At 63.7% G+C, this 9,420-nt stretch carries 7 protein-coding genes and 2 pseudogenes; 2 read left to right on the top strand and 7 right to left on the bottom strand.

The features are described 5' to 3' along the window. Positions 1-375 (top strand): annotated as a pseudogene (locus DYI42_RS21950) (hypothetical protein); the annotation flags it as partial. 124 nt (positions 376-499) lie between these two features. On the opposite strand, the gene DYI42_RS21945 reads toward DYI42_RS21950, so the two are convergent. From DYI42_RS21945 to DYI42_RS21925, 5 genes are all read right to left on the bottom strand, one after another. Beyond that, the gene (locus tag DYI42_RS21945; RefSeq protein ID WP_213549002.1) at positions 500-1,081 is read right to left on the bottom strand and encodes a TadE/TadG family type IV pilus assembly protein; all 582 of its coding nucleotides are present in this window, start codon (positions 1,079-1,081) and stop codon (positions 500-502) included. A 3-nt stretch (positions 1,082-1,084) separates the two neighbouring features. Continuing rightward, entirely contained in the window at positions 1,085-1,657 is a 573-nt protein-coding gene (locus tag DYI42_RS21940; RefSeq protein WP_213549000.1) for a TadE/TadG family type IV pilus assembly protein, read from the bottom strand. A gap of 14 nt (positions 1,658-1,671) precedes the next feature. Then, positions 1,672-3,099, bottom strand: coding sequence for a TadE/TadG family type IV pilus assembly protein (locus tag DYI42_RS21935; protein ID WP_213548998.1), 1,428 nt, complete (start codon positions 3,097-3,099; stop codon positions 1,672-1,674). A 366-nt stretch (positions 3,100-3,465) separates the two neighbouring features. After that, entirely contained in the window at positions 3,466-4,845 is a 1,380-nt protein-coding gene (locus tag DYI42_RS21930; protein ID WP_213548996.1) for a TadE/TadG family type IV pilus assembly protein, read from the bottom strand. Between the two features lie 357 nt (positions 4,846-5,202). Continuing rightward, the gene (locus tag DYI42_RS21925; RefSeq protein WP_213548994.1) at positions 5,203-6,597 is read right to left on the bottom strand and encodes a TadE/TadG family type IV pilus assembly protein; all 1,395 of its coding nucleotides are present in this window, start codon (positions 6,595-6,597) and stop codon (positions 5,203-5,205) included. Between the two features lie 437 nt (positions 6,598-7,034). On the opposite strand from DYI42_RS21925, the gene DYI42_RS21920 reads away from it, so the two are divergent. Next, positions 7,035-8,465: a Glu/Leu/Phe/Val family dehydrogenase gene (locus tag DYI42_RS21920; RefSeq protein ID WP_213548992.1), complete on the top strand. Its 1,431-nt coding sequence runs from the start codon at positions 7,035-7,037 to the stop codon at positions 8,463-8,465. A gap of 43 nt (positions 8,466-8,508) precedes the next feature. Here the strand turns inward: DYI42_RS21920 and DYI42_RS24370 are convergent. After that, positions 8,509-8,865: pseudogene (locus DYI42_RS24370) on the bottom strand (DUF1203 domain-containing protein); the annotation flags it as partial. Positions 8,866-9,032: 167 nt separating this feature from the next. Next, the coding region (locus DYI42_RS21910; RefSeq protein ID WP_213548990.1) for a sarcosine oxidase subunit gamma at positions 9,033-9,420 on the bottom strand (388 nt) is incomplete at its 5' end.

Here is a 9,420-nt window from a genome sequence, read left to right as displayed (position 1 = left end):
CTTCTGGTGCTGTTCGGGGGGGCTGTCGTGGGCGTTGGCGTATGGCTCTGGCAGGCGACCGAAGCCACGCTGGTGCTGCGAGACGGCGCCCTGGTCGTGGACGGCGGGCGTGTGCTGGCCGAGGTAGACCGCATCGAGCGCGTGGAGCGTGGCGCTTTTGCCCTGAAGCCTGCCGGGGGCTTCGTGTTGAAAATGAAGGAAAAACAGCCCTTTGGCTGGGGCCCCGGGCTGTGGTGGGTGCGCGGGCGCACGGTGGCGGTGGGCGGTGTCGTTCACCCCGCATCAGGCAAGGCGATGGCGCAGTTCATCGAGGCGGAGATGGCCGAGCGGGCTTTGCAGGAACGCCCGGACGAGGGGGGCGGCGAAGGCCGTTAACCACGCGAAGCAGGGGGGCACAACCCATGCACAGGCGATGCACAACCCATGCATATGCAAAAATGCAAAACGGGCGGAGGTTAACCGCCCGTTCGTGCATGGTTTTCGTCCGACCCTGTCGTCGTCAGCTGCCCGCCCCGGCGTAGAGCAGCTGCGGCGCAAAACGTGGCCGGGTGACGATGTAGTTCTCGAAGCTCTTGGCCGGGATGCCCGCGTTGAACAGCGGTTCGTAGGCCATGAAGGTTTCGAGAAGGATCACCGTGTCGCCCTGGGGCATCAGCGGGATCTTGTCCTTGAAACCGGTGATGGTGCCATTGGTGTGCTTGGTGCGGCCCTGCGTGGCGTAGGACCAATCGACCTGGAGCGTCCGGCTTTCCTGATCGCAATCGTTGGTGCACTTCACCGTCGTCACCCGGATATAGGTAGGGTGGCGGGTGGTGGTGAGGTAATCATACACCGTGTTGAGGCCCTTGAGGTAGGTCTCGGTGATCGGGTCGGTCTCGCGGCTGAGCATGTCGGCCAGCGTGTAGGACGCCTTGAGGTTGGCGTTCTGGGTGCGGAAGGCATCGAACCAGACGAAGCTGGCCACGTAGAACCAGCAGAGCAGCGGCAGGATCAGCGCCGCCTCGACGGAGAGCGAGCCGCGGGCGTCCTGCGCGAAGGTGGCGAGGCGGGCACGGAGCAGTTTGGCGGTAGGCATCAGCATGGTTCAGCTCCCTGCGCCGGGTTCGTTGACGAAGGCCGAAGAGGAGACGATGGCGTAGTTTTCGCCATCAACCAGCGGCAGCCGCAGGCCGAGGCCGTTGGCGACGAACCAGGGCTTCATGATCGCGCAGGCGCGCACAATCATCATCTCGTTCTCGGTGCCGCCGTTGAAGGTGGTCACCGGCTGGATCGGCGCCGACTTGTCGTTGCAGGTGGCCTGCTTGGGCAGGGGCGTCCAGGTGCTCTTGGAGACCGGCTGAAGCTCGATCAGCATGGAGTTCATGCAATCGGGGATGATGCCGGCGCGGTTGCAGATGGCCTTTTTCAGCTCGTCATGTGTGGGCGGCTTCCAGTGGCCCAGGCGCAGATCGCGCACCGAGAGATCTACCGCGCGCTCCAGCATCACCTGACGGGTCATCAGCATGCCCATTTCGAAGCAGGACATGAAGATGATGATGAAGATCGGGAAGAGGATCACGAATTCTATCGTGGAGTTGCCCTCTTCACGTTTTCGGAAGCGCCGGAGGCGGGTGGCAAGGTGCCACAGCCGCCCCCTCGGATATCCATCTGTCTGCATCTCGGGGCCCCCCATCAGTTGATCAGACGCAGCTGGTTGATTTGCCGGGCGATTGCCGAGAAGGCCTCGGAGATCTCGGTGCCTTCCACCCGGAAGAAGTGGGAGGGCGAGGAGGCGCAGCTGCGCATCACGCCGGCGGAGTGGTTGGTGACCTCGAAGCCGATGGTGAACACGGTAATCCCTGCGTCCTTGGCGGCGTCGCAGATGTTGTCGAGCATGTTGTCGGCCTGACCGGCGGAGTACTTGCGGTAGTAGTACTGCGAGCGGTTGCGCGAGTTCACGTATCGGTAGAGGTAGTACCACAGCGGATAGTTGTTCCAGTGGGCATACTCGGAGTTCGAGTTATAGGCCCAGTCCTGAATCCGGTAGGTATCCACGTTTTCGCCATCGGTCATCAGCACCACGACCTTGAGGGTCTCGTCGTCGTCGTAGTCGGCGGGACGGTCGATGAAGGCATCGTCCACCACGCCGGCGGCGCGCAGGTTGTTGACCACGGTGCGCATCGAGGGATCGAGCAGCGCGGTGCCCCACTTCATGCCGATGTGGATCGCGGTGTTGGCGCGGGCACGGTAGTCGTCGATGGTGCCCTTCAACTCGCTGGTGTCTTTGCTGAGCGGCACGATGCGCTCGAAGTCCTGCATCGGGCAGCCGGGGTTGCGGATCGGGCGGTAGTTCTGGCTGGACCACTCGAAGTGCTGCATCTGGCGATAGTACTTGGTCATCGAGATCGTCGATGTGCTGAAGTCGTCGTAGTCGAAATCGATGCAGTGCGAGTAGCTGTGACGCCCGTAGGAGGATTTGCGCAGCTGGTTGAAGATATTGGGGCCAGCGTTGACCTGCGCGGTGTAGGGCACGAGGCTCAGGGAGATCTGGCCTTCGGCGTCGTCCACCACAACGGAATCCACGAAGTCTTTCGCGGCGACGCGGAGGTTCTGGATCTTGTTGTTGGAGCCCATTGAGCCGGAGATATCGAGCACGAGGCTGATTTCGACGTTCGAGACCCGCTCTTCGGCGGTGCCGGTGGCGGGGGCGGTGAATGTGGGGATGCCGACCATGCTGAGCAGCAGGGTCTTGATCTCGGCTTCGGTGGAGGCCTTCACATTGCGATAGTTCAGCCCCTCATCGACGGTCACATCGACGTTGAAACTGCCGAGGCCGGCCCGCTCGAAGTAATCGGCGACCACCGCGGAAGGCTCCAGGGTCTGGTCCATGTCGGCGGCGGCGAGCACGGCCCTGTCTAGCGTGTTCTGGAGCCGGGTGCGTGTCATCTCGTAGCGCATGACATCAACCGCGATTCCGACGGCGAGCATCATGCAGGCGAGGAGGAACAGGGAGAAGACGATCAGGCTTCCCTCGTTCTCTTCCGCAAAGCGTGCGAGACGCCCACGGGCCCCCGTGTTCGCCTTGGTGTTGTCCGCCCCCACGGTGTTCAGATTTTCCATCTGTGCCATCCCGGCTGGTCCTTTGCGTGTTCCGCAGATCCAGCGCCGATCCGGGCGTCATACCCATCACTAGACGCAAGTCGCGCCTTGGCATTTGCCGGTAGGAGGGTGTCGAAAATTGGGCGAAAGCCCGTCCAAATCCGGGTAATCCGGTAGATAGGGAGGTCTCTGAAGGCAGGTTGGAGGCAGTTCGCCCGGGGCGCGGGCCCCCCAGCCCGGCGCCCCGGACCCCGCTCACCTGGCCCGTGCGGGCCATCGGTGGCAGGTGGGCTGCGGCCCCCGCGCGGGCCGGTGAAACGACTGCTGCGGGCTGTTCGTGCTTTGCCATGACGGGCATCAGCTGGACGGGCTGGCCGAGGTGCGCGATCAGTTCGTCAGGCGCAGGGCGCTGATGTTGCGGGCGATGGCATCGAAGGCATCGGAGATTTCGGTGCCCTGCACGTCGAAGTAGTGGCCCGGCGTGGAGGCGCAGTTGCGCATCACGTTGCCGCTGTGGGTGCTGACCTCGAAGCCGATGGTGTAGATGACGATGTCCTTGCTCTTGGCCGCGTCGCAGATGTTGCCCAGCATCGTGTCGGCGTAGGAGGAGGTGTAGAGCGTTTCGACGTAGTTGCCCCAGTAGGTGCCGGTCGCGTTGGCGTAGGCGGTCACGGAGTACTGCTGCCAGCGTTCGATCTCGTCGGTGGAGTTGTAGTACTGGGGCTTCAGGCGGACGGTGTTGACGTTTTCACCGTCGGTCATGAGCACCACGATCTTCTGGGTGTTCGGGCGCGTGTAGGAGAAGGGGCGGTTGGCAAAGGCGGTGTCGACCTGCCCTTGCGCGGCAAGGTTCTGGATGACCGGCTGCATCGAGGGGTCCACCAGCGCGACGCCCCATTTCATTCCGAGGTGGATCGCGGTGTTGGCACGGGCCTGGAACTGGTTGATCTGCGACTTCAGCGCGGCGCGGTTCTGGCTCATCGCGGTGACGCGCTCGTAGGGCTGCTGCACACAGCCCGGGTTGTCGATCGGGGTGGTTGCAGAGCTGTAGTACTGAAAGTGCTGCATGTGGGCGTAGGGCGTGGCGGGCGAGACGGCGGTGCTGTTGAAGTCGCTCGCGGAGAAATCCACGCAGTGGGAGTAGTCGTGCTGGAGCGGGACATTGAGCTGCGCGATCATCTCGGGGCCGATGTTCACCTGGGCCGAGTAGGGCACGAGGTTCATCGAGACGGAGCCGGGCTGGTTGGGATCGAGCACGGTATCAACGAAATTGTTGGCGGCGGTCTTGAGGTTGGGCAGCTTGTTGTTGCGGCCCATCGAGCCGGTGATGTCGAGCACGAGGCTGACTTCGACATCGGTGTACCCGGCCGAGGCGGTGCCGGCAGAGGTGGCCTCCATCTTGTCGATGCCGATCATGCCGAGGAAGAACATCGGCGTCTTGGTGTTGGTGCGGGCCGAGACCGTCTTGTAGTTGACGCCCTGGCTGACGGTGATGCCTTCGAGGTTCTGCGACAGGCCGGCGCGGTCGAAATAGTCCTGAACCACGACGTAGGGGTCGAGATCCTGCTCCATCGCGGCGGCGGCGAGCACGGCGGCGTCGGCGGTGTTTTGCAGGCGGGTGCGGGCCATCTCGGTGCGCATCACGTCGATGCCGATACCGACGGCGAGCATCATGCAGACGAAGAGAAAGAGCGAGAAGATGATGAGTCCGCCTTCCTCATCACGGCGGAAGCGGGCGAAGGCGGAAACGATCTGGTTCTTTGTCATGGCTTGCATCACCGAAACTCGGGCCCCCACCCGGCTCTTGATTCAATATTGCCGTAATTCGGTCATGATTTGTTAGGGAAAATGACAAGGGGCCCGAAAATCTCCAATTTCGGCCCCAATTCGGGCAATTCCGCCATTATTGGGTGCGAATTTCCCGCGTTGGAGGAAACAATAGGATCAACGTGGCAGATTGTTGATTTTGATTGTGACGAAGCTGCGAATCGACCCGGTAGCCAGCACGGGCGCGCGGCGTGGCGTGGCTGAGGCGGAGGCCAGAACGGAAAACCGCGCACCCCGGGAAGGGCACGCGGCTTCTGCTGCACTAAGGTGAGCCGGGCAGAAGCGCCCGGCGCGCGATCAGTTCGTCAGGCGCAGGGCGCTGATGTTGCGGGCGATGGCATCGAAGGCATCGGAAATCTCGGTGCCCTGCACGTCGAAGTAGTGGCCCGGTGTGGAGGCGCAGTTACGCATCACGTTGGCGCTGTGCGGGGTGACCTCGAAGCCCACGGTGTAGACGATGATGCCCAGGGCCTTGGCGGCGTCGCAGATGTTATCGAGCATGCTGTCGGCCTTGGCGGCGCTGTAGCGGGTGTCGATGTAGGAGCGCCAGCTCTGGCCACGGGCGGAGGCGTGGGCGTAGACGGATTCGAGGTTCCACAGGTCGGCGTCGGCCTGGTCCTTGTAGAAGCGCGGCTTGAGGCGGACGGTATCGACGTTTTCGCCGTCGGTCATCAGCACGACCACCTTGGTGGTGTTGGAGCGCCCGTAGGAATAGGGGCGATCTGCGAACTTGGGGTCGGCCTTGCCCCGCGCGGCGAGGTTTTGCATCACCGGCTGCATCGAGGGGTCGAGCAGCGCCACGCCCCACTTCATGCCAAGGTGGATGGCAGTGTTGGCGCGGGGCTGGAACTGGGCGATCTGGGCCTTGAGGGCCGTGTTGTTCTCGGTCAGCGGAGTGACCTGCTCGTAGCTCTGCTGCACGCAGCCCGGATTGTCGATCGGGCTGGTGGCCGAAGGATAATACTGGAAGTGCTGCATGTGCTTGTAGGGCTTGGAGCGGGACACGCCTGCGCTTCTGAAGTCGTTTTCATCGAAGTCGACACAGCTGGTGAAGTCGTGGTCGCGGGGCACGTTCAGCTGGGCCATCATGTCGGTGCCGATGTTCACCTGCGCCGAGTAGGGCACGAGGCTGAGCGAGACGGAACCGGGCTGCGAGGGATCGAGCACGGTATCGACGAAATCGCTCGCGGCGGCCTTGAGGTTGGGCAGCTTGTTGTTGGAGCCCATGGAACCGGTGATGTCGAGCACGAGGCTGACCTCGACGTCGGTGTAGCCGGCGGCGGCGGTGCCTTCGGACTTGGCCTCCATCTTGTCGATCCCGACCATGCCGAGGAAGAACATCGGCAGCTTGGTGTTGGTGCGGGCCGAGACCGTCTTGTAGTTGACGCCCTGGCTGATGGAGACACCCTCGAGGTTGTCGGCGAGGCCGGCCTTTTCGAAGTAATCCTCCACCACCCTCTGCGGATCGAGATCCTGCTCCATCGCGGCGGCGGCGAGCACGGCGGCGTCGGCGGTGTTTTGCAGGCGGGTGCGGGCCATCTCGGTGCGCATCACGTCGATGGAAAGACCGACGGCCAGCATCATGCAGGCGAAGAGAAAGAGTGAGAAGATGATGAGGCCGCCCTCTTCATCACGCGCGAATGCGGCAAGGCGACTGCTGCGCGCGGCGGGGGCTTCAAAAAAGGCTTTCACGGTTCGGGCACCAGAATAAATCGGGGCCCCACCCAGGTTTCGTTAAGTTATTGGCACATTCGCGCCTCATTTGAATAGGGTTTTTGGCAATCCTGGTTAAAACCCCTGTTTCTAGAGGGGTGCCGGTCAAATCGGCCCCGGTTTCGTCAGATTGTTCGCGTGAACAGGAAACAGTCTGGCATGAAGCGCCGCACTGTTGGCGCCTTTCTGCTTAATGACCTCGAATCAAACCCGTTCCATTGGGGACAATTCGACTAAAAGGCCACATTTCTCTGCGTTGCGGCATGGCCCAACGGGGAGAATTGCGGCGGGGTGGAGGCGGGCGGTGCGCAGGCGTCATGAAGTTTTTGTGTGGCATCGCCGGCACTGGCGGTTAGCATCGGGGCGAGTCCGGGGACAGAACGCCACCCGGAACGAAGAACAGGGAGGAGAGCGTTATGGCGCCCAAGAACGAACCAACATTCCGCCAGTCCGTGGACATGATGTTCAACCGCGCCGTGGCGCTGATGGACCTGCCGCCGGGCCTGGAAGAGAAGATCCGGGTGTGCAACGCGACCTACACCGTGCGCTTCGGGGTGCGGCTCAGGGGCAAGATCGAGACCTTCACGGGCTACCGCTCGGTGCACTCGGAGCACATGGAGCCGGTGAAGGGCGGCATCCGCTTTGCCCTCAGCGTGAACCAGGATGAGGTGGAGGCGCTTGCCGCGCTGATGACCTACAAATGCGCCCTCGTGGAGGCGCCTTTCGGCGGCTCGAAGGGCGGCTTGTGCATTAACCCGCGCGACTACGACGAGGAGGAGCTGGAGCGGATTACCCGGCGCTTTTCCTACGAGCTCATCAAGCGCGACCTGATCAACCCGGCGCAGAACGTGCCGGCCCCCGACATGGGCACAGGCGAGCGCGAGATGGCGTGGATGGCCGACCAGTACAAGCGGATGAACACCACCGACATCAACGGTGCGGCTTGCGTGACGGGCAAACCGATCAACGCCGGCGGTATCCAGGGCCGGGTGGAGGCCACCGGGCGGGGCGTGCAATTTGCGCTGCGCGAGTTCTTCCGTCACCCCGAGGCGGTGAAGGCTGCCGGGCTTGAAGGCAAACTCGATGGAAAGCGGGTGATCGTGCAGGGCCTCGGCAACGTGGGCTTTCACGCAGCGATGTTCCTGCAGAAGGAAGACGGCTGCAAGATCACCGGGATCATCGAGCATGACGGAGCGCTGTTTGCGGAGAACGGGCTGGACGTGGAGGCGGTGCGCGCGTGGATCGTGAAGCATGGGGGCGTCAGCGGCTATCCAGATGCGCGCCACACCAGCGAAGGTGCCAAGGTGCTGGAGGAGGACTGCGACATTCTCATACCGGCGGCCATGGAAGGGGTCATCAACCTCGAAAACGCCGCGCGGGTGAAGGCGCCGCTCATCATCGAGGCCGCCAACGGCCCGGTGACGGCGGGGGCTGACGAGATCCTGCGGGAGAAGGGCTGCGTCATCATCCCTGATATGTATGCCAACGCGGGCGGTGTGACGGTGTCTTACTTCGAGTGGGTGAAGAACCTCAGCCACATCCGTTTTGGCCGGATGCAGCGGCGCCAGGAGGAGGCGCGCCACCAGCTCATCATCGACGAGCTGGAGCGGCTGGACCGCCATTTGGGCGATGCCTGGTCGATGACGCCGCATTTCAAGGAGAAATATCTGCGCGGGGCCGATGAACTGGAGCTTGTGCGCTCGGGCCTCGATGACACGATGCGGATTGCCTATCAGTCGATGCACGAGGTCTGGCAGGAGCGCGAGAACGTGACCGACCTGCGCACGGCGGCCTATCTGTGCTCGATCCAGAAGGTGGCGGCGAGCTACAAGGCGAAGGGGCTTTAAGGCCAGGTGCGGGCAGGGCGGCTGAGGCGGCGCGGGTGATCCGTCCGGAATAGCAGCCGCGGGCGGCGTTATGGGCGTGGATCTCGGTGATCTGCGGGTTCTCGAAGATGCGGGTAATGGCCTCGGCGATGGCGTCGCCGGTGGCGAGTTCGGCGTCCAGCATCATGCCGTCGGCATCGTAGCCCCGAAGCGAAAGCTGGCGGCGGCTCATCACCTCGGGGACAGTGCCGGTGGCGTCATAGGCGGTTTCGGCACCTTCGCGCACGAAGATGGCATGGCTGGCCCGGTAGGGCGAGGGTTTGGCCATGCAGGTGTGGTTGAGCAACAGCACGGTTTCGCCAGGCGGCACGTCCTCCATGGTGATCCGGTCGGGGAAGCCGGGGTGGGCGTCGACCGTCATTCGGATAGCACCGTGGCGGGCCAGTTCGGCCTCGGGAAGGCCGTAGAGGGGGCGGAAGGGGGCCGGGTCGAGCCCGGTGATGCGGAAGGTCATGTGCGGGACTCCTTGGGTGTCTGGAGCCGGTTGTGCCCTGTGGGGGCGTGGCGGGCGACCCGGAAGCTGCGGCTTCAGGCGGAGCGGGCTGCGAGGGCTTTGACGCTGTGGGAAAGCTCCGCCCAGGCCGTCTTGGCCATGGAGCGGAAGGTGTAGAGGCGAAAGCCCTCGGCGGTGCGCAGGAGCGCCAGCGGCATATGGCCCAGCAGGCTGCGCTTGGTGGCCCCCTCGGCCATGGTGGCGGTGTCGAGCGGGACGAGGCGGGCGAGGGCCTCGGCGGCGGCGGGGCCTTTCAATTCGAAGCCCGCCCAGGCGTCGGACTGGTCGATGAGGGCGGCGTTCTGGACCTTGGCGGCGGTGGACCCGATGAGCATGGCCTGCCCGGCGCCCCACCAGCAGAGGCGGACCTTGCCCTTCTCGGTGCTTTCGCCGGGGGCGGGGAAGGCCATGCCGGCGATGCGC

The organism is Vannielia litorea, assembly GCF_018424695.1.
GTDB lineage: Bacteria > Pseudomonadota > Alphaproteobacteria > Rhodobacterales > Rhodobacteraceae > Vannielia > Vannielia litorea_A.
Note: the sequence above shows the minus strand (reverse complement) of the source record. Positions and strands in the feature narration are given on the sequence as shown.

What these genes read in the sequence shown, in the direction of transcription:
- DYI42_RS21930 (WP_213548996.1), bottom strand. Translation starts at nt 4,845, where the DNA reads ATGACAAAGAACCAGATCGTTTCCGCCTTCGCCCGCTTCCGCCGTGAT.
- DYI42_RS21940 (WP_213549000.1), bottom strand. Translation starts at nt 1,657, where the DNA reads ATGCAGACAGATGGATATCCGAGGGGGCGGCTGTGGCACCTTGCCACC.
- DYI42_RS21935 (WP_213548998.1), bottom strand. Translation starts at nt 3,099, where the DNA reads ATGGAAAATCTGAACACCGTGGGGGCGGACAACACCAAGGCGAACACG.
- DYI42_RS21920 (WP_213548992.1), top strand. Translation starts at nt 7,035, where the DNA reads ATGGCGCCCAAGAACGAACCAACATTCCGCCAGTCCGTGGACATGATG.
- DYI42_RS21945 (WP_213549002.1), bottom strand. Translation starts at nt 1,081, where the DNA reads ATGCTGATGCCTACCGCCAAACTGCTCCGTGCCCGCCTCGCCACCTTC.